Origin of the sequence: Aquibacillus albus, assembly GCF_016908325.1 — a bacterium.
Lineage (GTDB): Bacteria > Bacillota > Bacilli > Bacillales > Amphibacillaceae > Aquibacillus_A > Aquibacillus_A albus.
In genome coordinates this window covers 109151-126596 of record NZ_JAFBDR010000008.1, presented here as the reverse complement: position 1 = coordinate 126596, position 17446 = coordinate 109151, and the positions used below count along the sequence as shown (strand labels likewise).

General features: G+C 40.9%; 12 protein-coding genes. 6 read left to right on the top strand and 6 right to left on the bottom strand.

The window, feature by feature from the left end; all coding sequences use genetic code 11:
- Position 1: 1 nt before the first annotated feature.
- From JOC48_RS09065 to JOC48_RS09040, 6 genes are all read right to left on the bottom strand, one after another.
- Positions 2-2281 carry an O-antigen ligase family protein gene (locus JOC48_RS09065; protein ID WP_204498905.1) on the bottom strand — a complete coding sequence of 760 codons (2280 nt, stop codon included), beginning with the start codon at positions 2279-2281 and terminating at the stop codon, positions 2-4.
- A 105-nt stretch (positions 2282-2386) separates the two neighbouring features.
- Entirely contained in the window at positions 2387-2839 is a 453-nt protein-coding gene (locus JOC48_RS09060) for a hypothetical protein (protein WP_204498904.1), read from the bottom strand.
- 216 nt (positions 2840-3055) lie between these two features.
- Positions 3056-6010 (bottom strand): S-layer homology domain-containing protein, encoded by a 2955-nt coding sequence (locus JOC48_RS09055; RefSeq protein ID WP_204498903.1) that lies wholly within the window; start codon positions 6008-6010, stop codon positions 3056-3058.
- Positions 6011-6427: 417 nt separating this feature from the next.
- Positions 6428-7144: a WecB/TagA/CpsF family glycosyltransferase gene (locus JOC48_RS09050; RefSeq protein WP_204498902.1), complete on the bottom strand. Its 717-nt coding sequence runs from the start codon at positions 7142-7144 to the stop codon at positions 6428-6430.
- Between the two features lie 5 nt (positions 7145-7149).
- Positions 7150-8424 carry a nucleotide sugar dehydrogenase gene (locus tag JOC48_RS09045; RefSeq protein WP_204498899.1) on the bottom strand — a complete coding sequence of 425 codons (1275 nt, stop codon included), beginning with the start codon at positions 8422-8424 and terminating at the stop codon, positions 7150-7152.
- Between the two features lie 338 nt (positions 8425-8762).
- The gene (locus tag JOC48_RS09040) at positions 8763-10235 is read right to left on the bottom strand and encodes an O-antigen ligase family protein (RefSeq protein ID WP_204498896.1); all 1473 of its coding nucleotides are present in this window, start codon (positions 10233-10235) and stop codon (positions 8763-8765) included.
- Between the two features lie 480 nt (positions 10236-10715).
- On the opposite strand from JOC48_RS09040, the gene JOC48_RS09035 reads away from it, so the two are divergent.
- The 6 genes from JOC48_RS09035 to JOC48_RS09010 all read left to right on the top strand — a co-directional run bounded on the left by JOC48_RS09035 (position 10716) and on the right by JOC48_RS09010 (position 17392).
- On the top strand, positions 10716-11597 hold the full coding sequence (locus tag JOC48_RS09035; protein ID WP_239584276.1) for a decaprenyl-phosphate phosphoribosyltransferase: 882 nt from the start codon (positions 10716-10718) through the stop codon (positions 11595-11597).
- 35 nt (positions 11598-11632) lie between these two features.
- A complete protein-coding gene (locus JOC48_RS09030; protein ID WP_239584275.1) occupies positions 11633-12991 on the top strand; it encodes an FAD-binding oxidoreductase in 1359 nt (452 codons plus the stop codon).
- Between the two features lie 643 nt (positions 12992-13634).
- Positions 13635-14381 (top strand): SDR family oxidoreductase, encoded by a 747-nt coding sequence (locus JOC48_RS09025; RefSeq protein WP_204498894.1) that lies wholly within the window; start codon positions 13635-13637, stop codon positions 14379-14381.
- Positions 14381-15334, top strand: a complete 954-nt coding sequence (locus tag JOC48_RS09020) for a lysylphosphatidylglycerol synthase transmembrane domain-containing protein (RefSeq protein WP_204498892.1) — start codon at positions 14381-14383, stop codon at positions 15332-15334. The genes JOC48_RS09025 and JOC48_RS09020 overlap by 1 nt, the downstream gene beginning before the upstream one ends.
- A gap of 119 nt (positions 15335-15453) precedes the next feature.
- Positions 15454-15879 (top strand): divergent PAP2 family protein, encoded by a 426-nt coding sequence (locus JOC48_RS09015; protein ID WP_204498889.1) that lies wholly within the window; start codon positions 15454-15456, stop codon positions 15877-15879.
- Positions 15872-17392 carry a hypothetical protein gene (locus JOC48_RS09010; RefSeq protein ID WP_204498887.1) on the top strand — a complete coding sequence of 507 codons (1521 nt, stop codon included), beginning with the start codon at positions 15872-15874 and terminating at the stop codon, positions 17390-17392. The genes JOC48_RS09015 and JOC48_RS09010 overlap by 8 nt, the downstream gene beginning before the upstream one ends.
- The last annotated feature ends 54 nt before the right edge of the window (positions 17393-17446 follow it).

Sequence of the window (17446 nt, the reverse complement as noted above, 5' to 3'; positions counted from 1 at the left end):
ATCACTCCGTACTTATTAATTTTTTATATCCTTCAACATAGGCATTGAAATCCTGATATTGTTCATGCATTGTGTTAAAAATTTCATCTGCTTCTTTAACTTTATTTGCTTGAATCAATGCTACATTTGTCATTGCTTGCTGCCTTAAAAACTTTTCTTTATCTTTTTCTGGGTCAATGCTCACGTATTCAAGTGCTTTTAAAGCCTTATCAAATTGACCTAATATGATATAAGCTTGTGCTGCAAAATAATGAGATTCCTGATTAATATTCACTCCACGTTTATTAGGAATTGACTTTTCGGAGAACTTATCACGTATGGTCATATAAGATTCGTAATATTCGATAACTTTTGATGCCTCATTCTTTGCAGTGTCCATATTACCTTCACTACTTAATTCAAGAGCAAGTTCTGACCCCATACCAATTCGACCGTGATATGCCGTACCTCTAAAAGGATCATTTTCAATTGTTTGTTCAAGTAACAAAAATGTTAAATTTGTCTCGCCGATATCCTCTGAAATAGAGGCTAAATCATAGGATATGTCCCGATTTCTTGGTTCAATTTTAGCAGCTTCTGTAATTAACTCTATTATTTTATCCTTAATCTTTTCATCTCTTGAATTATTATAAGCAGTTGCATATAAAGTAGCTAAATCACTATAACTTTTTGGATCATAAGGCTTTGCAGAATTAACCTTAAGTAAAATTTCCTCTTTTTCGCTTAATGTTTCTTTATCATTAATTTGTGCAAATTGGTAATTAGCATATGCTATTCTAGATGTATAGAATGTAACAATTATAATCAGTGGAACTAACAATGCGTATTTAATTAATCTATTATGCTTTATCACTAGCTTATTACTATTACTTTCCGGTTCTAATATGATTCCGAATAATCCTATCAGAATAAATACTGTAGTGCCATAGGACAGGTTGAAATCCATTGCGCTGTGAAGTAATAGCATGATAATTGCCACACTTGAAGAAAGTTTTAAATGAACAATATTGTTATTCCTATTTGTCCAAATATTCTTTGCAGATTTAACGATTAAATATATTAATACTCCAAAAAAGAGCATGCCACCGAGCCATCCTAGGTTCATCAGTTGATTTAAGTAAAAATTGTGAACATCTGTTGCCCAAAAAGGCTCTTCTTGGTATTGGGTAAAAAGAATATTCCACGAATCTGCTCCAAAACCAAAAGGCGGTGTATCTTTGATAATCTGAATCGCAGTAACATAGAAATCTTGTCTAGCTAATAAGCTGGTTTGTTCAAGGTCAATTGTATCTAGTCTAGCTTGTAAGTTAGATGGTAAAAGTGAGTAAATAAGCCCTTTATTTAAAATGTCTAGTACAAATAAAATGCCTGCCACAATAATAGATATCGGAATACCTATTGATGTAACTATCTGAGTCCGTTTTGATAAATTAATATGCAATTTATCACTTATTTTCTTGTAAATAATGACGAAAGTCGAAACAATAAAGGAATACATTAATAAAAATAGTAACTCTTTACCGAAAAACTCACCGACACCATTCTTTAACATGTTGAGATAGACCAAACCTCCACAACTTACCGTAACAAAAGAAATAAACAGATATTCTATTTTCTTATTTAAACTTCTAACTAAAATGAGTCCAATAAACCAGGTGATAGGAAATAATACAAATACACCTCTTGACGAGGAATACAAAATAGCAACTATAAAAGATGCTAATGGAATAGAATAAAATAATAGATCGTAGAATTTCATGTCTTTTCTTAATAGATTAATAATACCAAACAATAAAAACGCTGCTACAATAACGGCAAAGGTATTGGGATATTGAATGACGCTTGTCATCCTTGATCCTAGAAAACTATCTTGAAACTCAACTAATCCCCATTTTGACAAAATACCAAATATTGCTATCCATGTTCCTGTTATGTATACGACAAAAGGTAATATTTTAGATATGTACGGTAGTCTTTTAGCATCAATTATAATGTATAGAGAAACGATATAAATTGACCATCTGATAAGTTCGTTGACTGTACTGTTGACTGAAACAGCCGTAAATAAGCTAACTGCGTACAACAATGGAATAATAAATATAAACAAATAGTTAAATTGAATTTCATTACTTATAAAAAACCATAATAATGTAACAGTAAAGATCAACAATGCCCACCAAATAAAGTGTCTATCGAAGAATAACCCCTTTGAATAGGGGGAAATGACATAGGAAAGAGAAAAAATTGCGAATAATGCATATAAGCTAACTCTTTTTGACATGTTTTTACTCCTTACAACAAATTTCTCTCTAATTATAGCATTTCCTGTGCTAAAAAAAATACCCTTTACAGAATTTCCTGTAAAAGGTAAAAATTGTTTCCAAAACTAGTCTCCTTTTTCCTCAATGATAAACTCACCAGTAAGCGTACGGTCTTTATCAATCGTAACTTTTAATTGATACGCCCCAGTGCCTAGTGTTTCAAAAGTAGATCCTGGAAAACCGTTCATAAACTGCTTTGCATCTGGATGGACTTCCAGCTCTGATTCAGTTATTTTTGACCATTTTTCATCCTTGGCTTTATTAAGCGTAATTAATACTTGCTCAATCCCAAATTCATCCTCTGCAGTAACAAGGAAATGTGTTTCTTCTCCAATTTCAAATAAATTTCTTGCCTTTATAGATGTATCACCAGTTTTTTCACCAAAAATTATAGTATTCGTAATGTCCTTTTGGTTATTATCTTCCGCAAGTAATCTTTCATCAGCGGAATTTCCACATGCACCTAAAGTTAATAAAAGAATAATTAAGAAGCTATAGTTTAGAAGTATCCTTTTCATATTAAGTAATTTCTCCCTCGTAAATAATTATGAATGAATTAATTTTAATTATAGCACAAACTATTAACTTACCTAATATAATTCTGGCATTTTCCTTTTTCCTGAATACTTGAATATCAATGATAGTCTTCCTTGCAACTTACTCTAATAAATAACTTCATAAGAAAGAGGATACCCTAAATAGGGTATCCTCCTTAAATTTAACTACAAATATTTTTACTCTTCATCATAAACTTCAACAGTAACAGTTTCTTGGAATGTAGCTTCGTTACCATCTCCGTCTACAAGGAATCTAGTAGGATCTAGATTAATTTCGAATTCTTCATCAGTATCTTCAGTGTAAACATAAACTCGTACTGTAGCACCGTCGATAGCAATTGTGAATTCACCTTCTTCAAGATCAGCTTCAGACGCTGTCGTGAACTCATACCCTTCAACATCGAAAGCAAGTCCAGCAGCTGCTGCAGATGATGAAGCTTCTAAGTCTTCAGTGAATTTTAATTCGAATTCAGTTACGTCATCAGTGTCATCATGAGCAACTCTAACTTCGTAATCATCATCATCATTTAGTAAATCTGAATGAAGTTCAGGAGCTAATTGATCAGCAACAACTTCTGCTGAGAATTCAACTTGTTCACCAAATTGATTTACTGTTTCACCCTCATAAGATCCGCCTAATGAAGTTTCAGATACAACACGAACTGTTTCACTATTGTAAGTTGCATCCGTATCTAAATCTTCAGCTAAAGTGAAAGTAATTACTGAGTTAGAACCAGAATTATCTAAACTCTTTCCTGTAATTTCGATTTCATCTGTATTATCTGAACCATAATATACTCTGAAGTCGTCTTCATCAAGTTCAGTAATTTTACCATCCAATTCAATTTCAACTTCGTTCTTAGAAATTGCTCTCACTGGATCATCGGAATCTAATCCAACTGTACCTTCTTCATCAATGTCAAATGTTCCACTTAATTCAGAAGTTGCATTTCCAGAAGCATCAGCTACACGAGCTAACTCAATACTGTCATCTTCATCTGCTACAAATTCATATCCAGCTTCTTCAGTATCTAGAGTGATTTTAACTTGCTCACCGTTATCAAGTGCAACAATTTTAATTCCATCTAAATCAGAAAGTGTTTTCCACTCATCCGAATTACCGTCTAAACCATCTAAGTCTACTCTATACTTATCAAGATCTAGAACTGAGTATTTACCAGTTGTCGCCATTTTTTCGCCGTCAAAAGTAATAACCAATTCTTGGATTTCTCCATCTTCATATAGTTTAGATGTAAAGTCACTAATTGATGGCGCACTACTATCTGTGATAGTAACACTTAAAGTTTCTTCATCAATAGCATTTCCATAGATGTCTTCAACACCATCAACTTCAAGAGTGAAGTCTCCAGTAGTAGGTTCTTCTAATACTATTCTATATTGGTTGTCGTCTTCATCCTCAACTTCTACACTATCAATATCTACTTCTTCTCCATCTTCATCGAAAAGAGTGTAGTTATCTTCATCTAGCGCTGAATCAGATACTTCCTCGTCATAAGTAACTAAAATAGCATCTTCGCCATCAGCTTCAATCGCTGTAATTTCTGGAGCGTCTTCGTCTACTGTTACATCTGCTGAGATGCGGAGTAATTGATCATTTTCATTTTCCCATAGATCTTGAACACCTTCTGCTTTTACATAGATGTAAGCAGTTCCGTTTGGAAGTGCATGATCGTCATCCCACTTAACAGTAACTTCATTTCCATCAACTTCTTCAATTGAATCCACTGTGTTACTTGTGTTTGTATGGTAGAAATCAGATGTGTCTAAATCATCATTGATGTCTTCATCAAATACAAGTGTTGCTTTTAGAGCAGTAACATTTTTAACTGCAACTAGTTGAGGAGCTTCTGTATCTTCTACAACATCAAATTCAAAGTCACCAGCAGATACTACATATCCTGCATAGTCTTTAACTTCTTTACCCACTGATAATGAATTAGTTCCTTCTTCAAGATCTGAGTAGTATTCAACATTTGCTTCTGTACCATTCTTAAGAACTTTTACGTCCTTAACGAATACAGAACCATCATTTAATTCAAACGCCTTGCGAATGTTACTATCTGTTACATACCCGTCAGAATCTAATGTTCCGAAATCCATTGATTCAGTAAAGGAAACTTTAACTGTCGCTTTACCAACAACAGAAACATTAGTAACTTCTGGAATAGTTGTGTCAAAGAATTCAACATCTTGTGTGAACTCTTCACCTGTTACAGCTTTATCAACCGTAAGAGTTGCGTTTGTTTGGTTTTCAACATCTTCTTCAAGAGTTAGTGTTACCACGATGTGATTTGAAGAAGTGCTTGCTTCAGGAACATCAACATCTGCAAGATCAATTTCGTTGTCATCTTCGTCTACTAATGTATAGTTGTCAACTTCACCAGCTGCTTCCAAGTCAACATCGCCAGTAAGTGAAACTTTAATTTGCTTCAATCCGCTAACTTCAACGTCTTCTACAGCTGGTCCTTCCGGCTGTGCAGTTACGTCTTCAAGTCCAAGAGCTTTGAACAAGAATGTTGCGAACTGTCCACGAGTTACAGCTTCGCTTGGACGGAAGTCACCAGTTTGGTTAGTGATTCCTTGTTGTACTAGAATTTTAACACTTTCTTTGTGTGTTTCTGGTACATTATCAAGGTAAACGTCTACGTCTTCGCCATTGTCTTCAAGACCAAAAGCGTTAACGATTGTAGAAGCCATTTGCGCACGAGTTAATACGTCGCTAGATCCGAATTCTCCGTTAGAACCTACGAAGATTTCAGCTTCTGCAACTGCAGCGATTTGTGCAGCATAAGTATGGCTAGCATCAATATCTGTGAAGTAACCTTCAACAGCTGCTGCTGCTGGTAATTCAAGATCTAGTGCTCCAGCGAATAGTACCGCTGCATTAGCACGTGTTAATTCGTTCCCTGGCTTATAAGTACCATCTGGGTATCCAGCAATGATTCCTTCAGTTGCTAGTGTAGTAATTGCTGGGTAGTGTGAATTTGACTCAGCTACATCTGAGAATTCTACTACTTCATCAGCAGATACTGCTGCCGGTGCAACTGCTGCTAAAGCCGCTGTTGCCGCGATTGATGAAGCAGTGATTTTGCGAAATTTGTTCTGACTCATAAATCTTTATCCTCCCTTAGTAAAAACTTATAAATTTATTGCACTATTTTCTGGCAAACCCAATATATGTAAGCCTAGGAAAATAGTAATTCCCCTAGTAAACTATTGGCACATGATTAGTATAGAGAATTATGGCATGATTTGTCAACTATTTCTAGTAATTTGTGTATTTGTAATATAATTGCAATATTTCTTCACTAGAATACTAGTTCAACGATATGTAAGATTTAGTGCTACGATTGATAACCAATAATTACTTCGGTGATTCTTATTTTACTAGAAACTGAGACTAAATTACAAGCAAATGATAGTGTTTTCATGTGAGTAAGTTTTTCCAGTTTTGGTAAAATAGATTCCCTCTACTCAATGTACCCTGTCTAATATATGATGTCACTACTCAATTAGAACTAATCTTTGTTACTTTTTTGTAATCACTTGGACAAGGAATCTTGGTAGTGCCAATTGCCGCTTCCAACGCCATGGTTCAACGATTAATCGATACAACCATTCTAATCCAAACTTACGGAAAATTCCTGGTGCTCGTTTAATATTTCCTGCTAGTACATCAAATGACCCGCCCACTCCTTGGAAGACAGACACATTTAATTGCTCTCTATTAGCCCGGATCCATTCCTCTTGTCTTGGGCTCCCCATTGCGACAAATAATAGATCTGCGTTTGCATCATTAATTGTGTCTATGATTTTATCATTATCCTTTTGATAGCCATCAAGAATTCCAGCTAGGCATAGATTGGGATAGGTTTCTTTCAATCTTTTGGCAGCTACTTCTGCAACTCCTGGTTTCCCACCATACAGAAAGACGCGTTTCCCTTGTTTCTCTGCTTCTTCTATTAAAGCATTCATTAAATCGATGCCGGTAATCCGATTGGAAATAGAGCCGCCCTGAAGCTTCGAAGCAATCAGGACGCCCACCCCATCGGGAATTTGATAATCGGCACTATTAATCAGTTCCCTTAATTGCGGGTCTTTAGAGGCCTTCATGATCTTCTCTGGATTGACCGCTACAATAAAGGATTGTTTTTTTTCTTCTATATTATAGAATAATTGTTTCGTAATGCTGTCGTATGTCTCATTGGACACATCGACACCTAGTATTGTTTCTTTGTTTGCCATCGATATCACCTGTTTTTAGCATCTCCAAGACGAATGTAATTAAAACCTGCATCGCGCCACGCGGCTTCATCGATGCAATTTTTCGTATCAAAGATGATGCTTTCTTTCATGAATTGTTTTACTTCGTTTGGATCGTACGTTTGGAATACTTTATGATCCGTTAAGATGACGGCGATGTCTGCATCTTGAATAACCTCATCTAATTGGAGTACTTGATGTGGCACACGGACATCTTTAATGTGTGGATCAAACACTTTATAATCGATATTCTTCCTATTTAAATGTTCCATAATTGTTAAGGATGGACTTTCGCGCATGTCATCTACATTTCCTTTGAACGACAAGCCAAGCAATGCAACGGTTGGTTGAACGAGATTGTGCTCTTCGATGATTTGCTGAATGCGTTCCACGGTGTATGCTGGCATACCGTCGTTTGTGTTCCGTGCGAGTGTAATCATGTTTGCAAGGTCAGGCTGCAATTCAGCAAGAAACCATGGATCAACCGCGATACAGTGCCCACCAACACCAGGACCTGGCTGGTGAATGTTTACACGTGGATGATAATTGGCAAGCTTAATCGCTTCCCACGCATTGACACCGATTTTGTCACTAATTTTAGCAAGCTCATTCGCAAAGGCGATGTTAACGTCACGATACGTATTTTCAATTACCTTTACCATTTCTGCTGTTGTTGCATCGGTCAGGTGGATGTCACCTTTTACGAATGATTTGTATAGCTGTTTCGTTAGTTCACTTGATTTTTCATTAATGCCGCCGACGATGCGGTCGTTTTCCTCAAGCTCTTGAAAGATCTTGCCTGGAATCACACGCTCTGGTGAGTGGGCAATGTATAGCTCTTCATTGAGGTTGAGGCCAGTTTTTTCTAGAATCGGCATCATCACGTCCTCTACCGTACGTGGTGGGACGGTTGATTCTAGGATAACGAGGTCTCCTTTTTTCACAAATGGCACGATTGCTTCTGTACCAGCACGGACGTAATCAAGGTTCGCTGTTTTTTCCTCTGTAATTGGGGAAGGTACAGCAACGATAAAGACGTCCGATTCTACTGGTGTTTTAGCAAACGTTAATTTTCCAGCATCGACTACTTCTTCTAGTGCTTCCTGTAGTCCTGGTTCTTCGATGTGTAATTCTTTATTCGTTAATTTTTCAATGACTTGCTGATTGACATCGACACCATGGACTTGAAAGCCATGCTTGGCGAACATAATCGATGTAGGTAATCCTATATATCCTAAGCCGATGACGCATAATTTTTCCATGTTCATGTTTCTCTCCTTTGAGAATCTAATGATAAGTGGGCGGAGTTATTTGTTTCCGCAATCTAGTTTGTTATCAGTTCAATTTTGAGCCGGTTTTGCGCAACGTTCCGAGATTTATTCTTAACTTTGGCCCGGTTATGCGCAGCTTTCTGGGATTTACTCTCAACTTTGAGACAGTTATGAGCAATTTCCCCGAGTTTACTCGCAACTTTGAGACAGTTATGAGCAGCTTTCCGGGATTTATTCTCAACTTTAACTCGGTTTTGAGCAACTTCTTCGTGTTTACTCTCAACTTTCAACCGGTTTTGCGCAGTTAATTGGACCTTATTTTAATGATTTTAGTTTGAATCCCCTGGTACGGAGACGGTTTTTCCTTTTTTAATCGTTTCGACCCAGGCAATCAGTGCGAATAAGAACATCGGGAACACTTGGTTTTCCCATACGTTGTAAACGAATCCGACAACACAGGTGAACATCCAAAGAGCGATCGCGGTGTTGGCGATGCTTGGATGGGTGGCGCGAAGCGTCCACATACGGTACACCATGTTTAATAGGAACAACGCAAATAAAATGACGCCGATCGTTCCTGTTTGCACGATAATTTGTATATATTGGTTATCCGAATAAAAATCTTTTCCTAAATAATAGTAAATATCCTCTAAGCCATAGTCTGCATAAATTGGCGAAGAGTATACCAGTGCAGCCGAATCACCGAACGTACCGAATCCAGTTCCGATGACTGGGTAATCCATGAAGATCTCTAATCCTTTTTTAACGAAAAAGATTCGACCACTGCTGGCGCTTCGAGCTAATTCTTGATCATCCATATCCGTAAAACGGTTGCGCCCTTCTTCTTCCTCGTTGTCATCTGGTCCTTGCTTTACTCCAGAGCTTTGTTCGACGGAGCTTTCTAAGAATTGGTCTCCGTAGTCAACTGGTAGATAGACGAGTATGAATCCAGCTGCACCTGCGATGGCAAGCTGTTTTAAGATGCGTAAATTTTTCGATAGAATAAGATATAACGTTCCTGCAACAAGCACGCCTAGCAAGGTTCCACGTGAGAAGGTTAGTAGCATCGTTCCGATAAACATTGCTAGTGGCACGTACCAAATGTTTTGTTTCGTTACGCGTAACAGCATGAAGGTTGCGGCAATCGCGACAACCATGAACATTCCCATTGAATTTGGGTTTCCGATTAGGCCGTAAATGCGATCAGCATTGGCAGGAGATACGAACATTTCCTCCCATGCTTGTGGCAACAGCCAGTTCCGTTGTGATAATTTTTCAATATATCCATGAAGGCTTTGGACAATCCCAACGCCGACGATGACTTTTGCATTTAGGATGAGGTCTTGCTTATTCCACCCTAGTCGCTTCACTGCATAAAACAATAAATACATCGTTAGGAATTTGCGCAGCTGGAAGATGATTGCTGTTAGAGATACACCAGTGATTAGTGCGGCAATCGCTCCGACGACGCAAAATAGGATATAAGCCCATTCATAGATTTCGAGCTGGAAAATAGATTTCCATTGTTTCTTGCGGATCGCCGATAGTAGGAACACGAGGACGAGCAAGAAGATTGCTAAGTCTCCAGCATATTTTAACCCTTCATTAATTTCTACTAAAAATGGTCGAAACGGGAAATAAATAATTAGTAGCGGAATTACCCATTTCGGCTTCCACCAAGCAATCCCTGCAAAGAAGGCTGTTGATAAGCCGAGGGCAATGAATGGAGGTAAGATGAGTCCAATTCCTAGAACAGCAATGGTTGCGATAATAAATACGATGAAATTCTTTTGACTATTCATAACGTTCACTCCAGGTATAAGTAATGCGAGCAGTGCACCCATTATGGTGGATGCGCACGCGTTTTTTGTTACATAGTTTCTAGCATATACATCTTGATCTATTTCTTGCAAGCAGAAAATTGTGGGTATTGTAGGGTGCTGTCTCTAGTTCGAGCCGCTTTGGTGCAGTGGGTGCTCTAGTCGAGTTCAGCGCTCCGGCAGAAGTGCGGCGCTGATCAACTTATGCGCAGCTTTTGCTAAGTCCATTCCCTTTCCCCTATTTCACTTATTTATTTCCCACTTACAACTATTCGGTCGTTGCTTCTCTTTTTTGACCCCTATTTTTGTATTTTACCATTTAATTAGTCGAGAATAATAGAGAAATTGTTACAAAATTTACTAATAATTTTCGTATTGTGAATCCGGTCACATATTTTGGCTGAATTTACTAATATTTTCATGCTATAATTAGTGGAGATTTGTCAGGTTGGGGGAATTTTATTGGTTGCACAATCAACAATAGCAGCCCTGTGGACGCAGCTCCGCCCGAGACAGTGGGCGAAAAATGTGCTCCTGTTTGCAGCGCTACTATTTTCATTTCAATTAACAAATATAGAAGCGATTCTTTTATCGATTTATGGGTTTGTGACGTTTTGCATGATTGCAAGTAGTATTTACATTATTAATGATTACAACGATCGGGAAGCTGACCAGCACCATCCCGAAAAGCGCCACCGGCCAATGGCATCAGGGGCGCTTAATCCGAGACTCGCGTTAAGTGTATGTGCTATCTTGCTCGTGGTGGCGCTCGGCAGTTCTTTCCTATTAAATAAAATTTACTTTGCGGTACTGTTGATTTATTTTGTCATGAATTTGCTGTATAGCTTTCGGCTTAAGCATGTCGTGATTATCGATATTATGATCATTGCTGCTGGCTTCGTGTTACGGGCGATTGGCGGTGCAACGATTATCGAGGTTCCGTTCACGCCGTGGTTTTTGCTATGCGCGATGTTGTTGTCGTTATTTTTAGCGATTGGAAAACGCAGGCATGAGCTGTCGTTGGTGTTAGACAACACAAGCTCGAACTCGCAGCGCAAGGTATTGGATGATTACTCGATGGCTTTGCTTGATCAAATGACGAGTGTCGTTACGGCAGCTACAATTGTCAGCTATGCGGTATTTACGTTCACATCAGGGCATACAATTCATTTGATGTGGACGATTCCATTTGTGATTTACGGCATGTTCCGCTACCTCTATCTGATCCATGTCGAGAAAAAAGGCGGTGCACCGGAGAAGGTCCTGTTTGAAGACAAGCATATTTTGTTCACCGTTCTCCTATATGCACTAGCTGTTGTTGTGATTTTTACGATTTTTGAATAGATTTTTGTTTTATAAGGAAAGGAAGCGATGTTGTCATGGCGAAATCAATATGGAAAAAGATCGCCGGCTGGGGCAATTTTCCGGTCGAGCCTGGTTATGTCTATCGGCCAGAGCAGATGTCTGAGCTGTCCGAAATTTTACGTTCACACGATGCGCCGAACTATATTGCCTATGGATTGGGGCGCAGCTACGGTGATACGCCATTAAATAAAGATGCAGGTGTGATTCGAACCGACCGTTTCAATCATATGCTCGGATTCGATGAAGCGACTGGGCTATTGACGTGTGAAGCCGGGGTAACGTTTAAAGAAATTATTGATGTGTTTTTGCCACGTGGTTATTACTTGCCGGTGACTCCCGGTACGAAGCTCGTGACCGTTGGGGGTGCGATCGCCAATGACATCCACGGCAAAAATCATCATGTCGATGGGACGTTTTCAGAATTTGTTCAAACGTTTGATTTACTGACTGCTTCCGGTGAAGTAATCCCGTGCAGCCGCGAAATGAATGCCGATGTGTTTTGGGCAACGATTGGCGGGATTGGATTAACCGGGTTCATTTTGCGTGCGACTTTTCGATTGATTCGAGTGGAAACCGCTTATATGAATGTCAGCTATGAAAAGGCGGAAAATTTAGATCAAGCGTTTGATAAATTTGCTGCGGATGCCGATTACAAGTACTCGGTCGCATGGATTGACTGTCTAGCGTCGGGCGATTCACTCGGCAGGTCGGTGCTGATGCGCGGAGATCACGCTCGGTTGGGAGATCTTCCTGCGACGGTCAAAGAGCCACTACAGCCAGCGAATAAATTTAAAGTGAAAATGCCTGTGCACGCGCCGGGTATCGCGCTAAATTATTGGAGTATCTCTGCATTTAATAAATTTTATTACGCATCGTATAAAAATGAAACGAAATTAGTTGAGCAATCGTCGTTCTTTCACCCATTGGACGCGATAAAGGATTGGAATAAATTATATGGGAAGAAAGGCTTCGTCCAGTATCAGGCGGTCTTTCCAAAGGATAATAACCCGAAGGAAGGCCTGCGCCGAATGCTGACGATGCTCAGTGATGCTCGGCGGTCCTCGTTCCTGGCAGTGCTGAAGAGCTCCGGCCCGTGGAACGGTGGTTTGCTGTCATTCCCAGTTGAGGGATACACGCTCGCACTGGATATTCCGATTAAGGATGACGGGTTGTTCCCGTTTTTGCGCGAGCTGGATCAGCTGGTGCTAGAGTATGGCGGGCGCGTTTACTTAGCGAAGGACTCTACCTTGGAGCGCGCAACGTTCCAGGAGATGTACCCGACGTGGGAGCAGTTTAAGGAGATTAAGGATAACGTCGATCCCGAGCATTTGTTTAGCTCGTCGATGTCGCGGCGGTTGGGATTGACTAGGTGAGTGCGTGGATTTGGGTGCGGCGCTGCGATTGAGTGAGTGCTGGGTCGGGATTTACTCGCGGCTTTGAGCGGGTTATGCGCACTGATCGGGGATTTATTCTCAACTTCGGTCGAGTTATGCGCACCGATTCGGGGTTTACTCTCATCTTTGGTTGGGTTTTGCACACTGGTCGGGGATTTATTCTCAGCTTTGGAGGGGTTATGCGCACCGTTCCGGGATTTATTCTCAGCTTTTGCTGAGTTATGCGCACCGTTCCGGGATTTACTCTCAGTTTCGACTGGGTTTTGCGCACTGATTCGGGATTTACTCTCAGCTTCGGCCAGGTTATGCGCACTGGTCCAGGATTTACTCTCAGCTTTGACCAGGTTATGCGCACTGGTCGGGGGTTTATTCTCAACTTCGGCCGGTTATGCGCACCGATTCGGGATTTACTCTCAGCTTCGGCTGAGTTATGCGCACTGATCGGGGATTTACTATCAACTTTGGGAGGTTTATGCGCACTATTCCGGAGTTTACTCTCAACTTCGGCATGGTTTTGCGCACCTTCCCGGGATTTACTATCAAGTTCAATCATGTTATGCGCATGAATCCTTGATTAATGCGCAGCACGACCGCATTTATTTTATAAAGGAGTGATTCGTTTATGGGTTCGATCCTTGTTTTAGGGGCTAATGCTACGATCGCGCAGGCTACAGTGAGGAAGCTTGCCGCTAATGGAAAGCACAATCAGTTTATTTTAACGAGTAGGGATACGTCTCAGTTAGAGGTGTTGAAGAGTGATATAGAGATTCGGCATCAGGTAGATGTATCGTTAAAGCAGTTTGATGCGCTGGATTTTGAGTCACATCAGGTGTTTTTTGATGAGGTAGTTCAGGAAGCCGGTACGTTGGATGGGGTGTTGCTCATGTATGGGGCGATGGAGGATCAGAAGCAGGCGGAGCATTCCTTTGCGTTGGCGCGGACGATGATTGATGTCAATTATACGTCTGCGGTGTCGATTTTGAATATTGCTGCGAATTATTTCGAGGCGCAGCGGTCTGGATTTATTTGTGCGGTTTCATCGGTGGCTGGAGATCGCGGTCGGAAGAGTAATTACATATATGGTTCGACGAAGGCTGGGTTGTCGGTTTATTTGCAGGGGCTGCGGAATCGGCTGCATGAGTCTGGTGTGCATGTGCTGACAATCAAGCCGGGAATGGTCGATACGAAGATGACGTATGGTGTGGTCGAGCCTACTCCACTATTGGCTGATCCTGATAAGGTGGCGCAGGATATTGAGGCCGGGATTGTGAAGCGTCGGGAAGTTGTGTATACGCCGTGGTTCTGGTTGATTATTATGACGATAATTAAGCTGTTGCCAGAGAAAATTTTTAAACGGACGGATATATGATGGAGCAATCGGGGAAGCAATTGCTGCCAAAGCTGTTAACTGGCTTGGTATTTGGTGTGCTCGTCGTCGCTGTCTTTTTATTTTTTGCAGATTTGCAGGAGGTTTTTGATACGATTCGGCGGATGCCAGGGGAAGCATTGCTCCTGGCGTTTGTTTTGACCTTTATTAGTTATTTGTTTCGGTTTTGGAAGTGGCATGCCTTTTCGCGGTGGTCGAACTTCGCAATTTCATGGAAGGATAATATGGCGATTTTTTTCATTGGCTTGATGATGTCAATTACACCAGGCAAAGCTGGGGAGTTGTTGAAGGCGTATTATTTAGAGAAAAGAGCGCGTGTCCCCTACGCTGCTTCGATTCCAGTTATTTTTTATGACCGGTTAACAGATGTGCTTGCGATGATGGCGCTCGTCGGTATTGGGATGTTGGTGTATCCGTTGGGGTTTACTTCTTTTATTGTATTGATTATCCTAATTGTATTATTTTTTATCGTGCTACAGCGAAGGACAATGTTGTTTCGGTTGATTGATTGGTTTACGAGGCCGAAAAAGCTGAGACGATTTCGGGATTCGATTCGTTACTTTTACGAGCATACGCTCCAGCTGTTACAGGTAGGGAAATTGAGCTTTGCGTTTTTGATTAGCTTTGTGGCGTGGTTGTTGGAATGTATCAGCTTGTATGTGATTTTGCTGGCGTTCCAGTTTGATATATCGTTGGTGGCGAGTATTTTAACGTTTAGCCTCGGGACGATTGCCGGTGCGTTGTCGATGATTCCAGGTGGATTGGGCGCTGCGGAAGGGAGTATTATAGGATTGCTCGTCTATTTTGGCGTACCAGGTAGTGCCGCCGTAACAATCTCCCTACTGATCCGCTTCGTAACCCTCTGGTTCGGCGTAATCATCGGAATCTTCGTCTTTTTATTTAGACGCAACGCACTAATGAGAAGAGGGGTCTGACCCCCTTCATGGACATTTGTGCGCGTATCGCGGACACTGTGGCGTAAGGGGGTCAGACCCCTCTTGTGGACAGTTGTCCTCTCAGCGTGGACATTGTGGGAAGAAAGGGTGAATAGGTAATGCCTTATTTTATGGCGCCGGTTGTTGGTTGGGTTGCTTCTGGTTGTTTAAAGTTTTTGATTCATTTTTTTAAGTATGGCAAGGATGCGCGCCATCATATGGGGAATGGCGGTTTTCCAAGTACACATACATCGACTGTCTCAACGACGGTATTTTTGATTGGATTTGGCGAGGGCTGGTTTTCCGCCGTGTTTGGATTGGGCGTTGCCTTTTTAGTGATTACGATGATTGATGCGACCGGATTGCGGATTGCAGTAGGTAAGCAGGCAGGTGTCATCAACCAGCTGACAAACGGCAGTGCCGATCGTGTTGTGCTTCGCGAACGAATGGGCCATAGCAAGGTTGAAATTGCTGGTGGATTGGCGTTGGGATTCCTTTGTAGTTTGGTCCTGTTTTACGGTTGGGAGTTGATCGCCGGTGGATAATTTGTTTGTGCGAAGAAGTAGTTTTAGCTTGGATCGTGACCGGGAATCAACATGGCTTAGTACGTCAATGTTAGTGTTATTATTTTTTATTTATAGTAGTTATCTTTTTGTGCAAAGCTATTTTGATCCTGAAGGTTATTTGACTTCTGATTCTGCTCATTACCTGCAGCTAGCAGAGAACTTCTTGGCTGGTGACGGTATGACGACAACGGATTTGATTCCTGGGTTAAGTGGCTATTTTGCGACATGGCCCGCGGGATATCCGCTCATGATTGCTGCTGTTGCTTGGATTCCAGGTATTGATGTGTTTTGGGCATCGAAAATTGTGAACTGTTTGATGTTTGCGTTGTGCCTCGTGTTGCTCGATCGACTGTTCGGTAAGCGTGCACCACTTGTGGCGCTCGTGTTTTTCATTAGTACATCAACAGAGGTTTTCGCCTATTCGTGGTCAGAGGTTCCATTCATTTTTGGCCTGATTTGGCTCGTCTATGCGATTGAACGTTATGTGACGACAGATCGACTTGTATTCGTGTGGCATTTGCTGCTTGCAGGGTTGTTTTTATTTTTGGCAAGATACATCGGCTTAATTGGTGCTGGAATCGTCGGACTTGTCGGCTTTTATTTTTTATCGGAGCGGCAGTGGAAGCAAATGCTGCTGTGCTGGATTGCCGGCTCAATTCCGATTGTGTTTGCTGGCGTTTATTTATGGAAAAATTACCGTGAGACAGGCCAGCCAACCGGGATGGAACGAATCCCCCGCCCTGAAACGGTTCAGGAATTTTGGGAGATGTTCTGGCGCGGGTTTGTCGCGGAGTTTAATGTATTAACGACGAGCAGTGTCGTGTTTTTAAGTTATAGTATTGTGCTGCTAGTCGCTTCGGTGCTGCTGTTTGTGCGTTGGCGTCATGTACGAGCGCTGTTTTCCGTTGATCGTGAAGAGATGCTGATCCCATTTTTATTTTTCTTTGTCGGCGGTATTTATTTTGTTGCTGTTGTATATATGCGCTGGAGCTCACAGTTTGATCCATTTAATTTTCGTCTATTAGGGCCTGCAACGATGATGTTTTGGCTCGGCATTGCAAGCTGGATCGCGCAATTGGATGGATCTGGATGGGTACGCTGGAGGAATGCATTGGTTCTGCTGTTTGGGGTTACCTTTTATGTGACAGTTATTTATGACAGCTACAATCTGATGTTGAGCCCGTCTCAGAATTATAAGGAGACCCGCGAACAGGTGCTTGAGACATATGAGGAAATCCCTGAAGGAAGTATTGTTGCATTTGAAACGGTGCATGCCCGTTATTTACGGACAGATCTACAATATGTAAAAGTACATTTTCAGCCTTATTTTAAAGAGAAAGAAACGGTGGATGAATTTCTGGAGCGCGTGACCCCGAATCATGCGGCAGGTGTATATGTGGAAGTGAAGCCGCTGAGTGATGTGCGGTTTCATGAAAGTTTTGTTCGGTTGATGGAGGAACATAAGGGGGAGCGGTTTGTGCGGTTGGAATAGATTTTGTTTCATAAAAAAAGTATAATAAAGAAAAGTATAGGCATACACTGTTAC

What these genes read in the sequence shown, in the direction of transcription:
- JOC48_RS09065 (WP_204498905.1), bottom strand. Translation starts at nt 2,281, where the DNA reads ATGTCAAAAAGAGTTAGCTTATATGCATTATTCGCAATTTTTTCTCTT.
- JOC48_RS09060 (WP_204498904.1), bottom strand. Translation starts at nt 2,839, where the DNA reads ATGAAAAGGATACTTCTAAACTATAGCTTCTTAATTATTCTTTTATTA.
- JOC48_RS09055 (WP_204498903.1), bottom strand. Translation starts at nt 6,010, where the DNA reads ATGAGTCAGAACAAATTTCGCAAAATCACTGCTTCATCAATCGCGGCA.
- JOC48_RS09050 (WP_204498902.1), bottom strand. Translation starts at nt 7,144, where the DNA reads ATGGCAAACAAAGAAACAATACTAGGTGTCGATGTGTCCAATGAGACA.
- JOC48_RS09045 (WP_204498899.1), bottom strand. Translation starts at nt 8,424, where the DNA reads ATGGAAAAATTATGCGTCATCGGCTTAGGATATATAGGATTACCTACA.
- JOC48_RS09040 (WP_204498896.1), bottom strand. Translation starts at nt 10,235, where the DNA reads ATGAATAGTCAAAAGAATTTCATCGTATTTATTATCGCAACCATTGCT.
- JOC48_RS09030 (WP_239584275.1), top strand. Translation starts at nt 11,633, where the DNA reads ATGGCGAAATCAATATGGAAAAAGATCGCCGGCTGGGGCAATTTTCCG.
- JOC48_RS09025 (WP_204498894.1), top strand. Translation starts at nt 13,635, where the DNA reads ATGGGTTCGATCCTTGTTTTAGGGGCTAATGCTACGATCGCGCAGGCT.
- JOC48_RS09020 (WP_204498892.1), top strand. Translation starts at nt 14,381, where the DNA reads ATGGAGCAATCGGGGAAGCAATTGCTGCCAAAGCTGTTAACTGGCTTG.
- JOC48_RS09015 (WP_204498889.1), top strand. Translation starts at nt 15,454, where the DNA reads ATGCCTTATTTTATGGCGCCGGTTGTTGGTTGGGTTGCTTCTGGTTGT.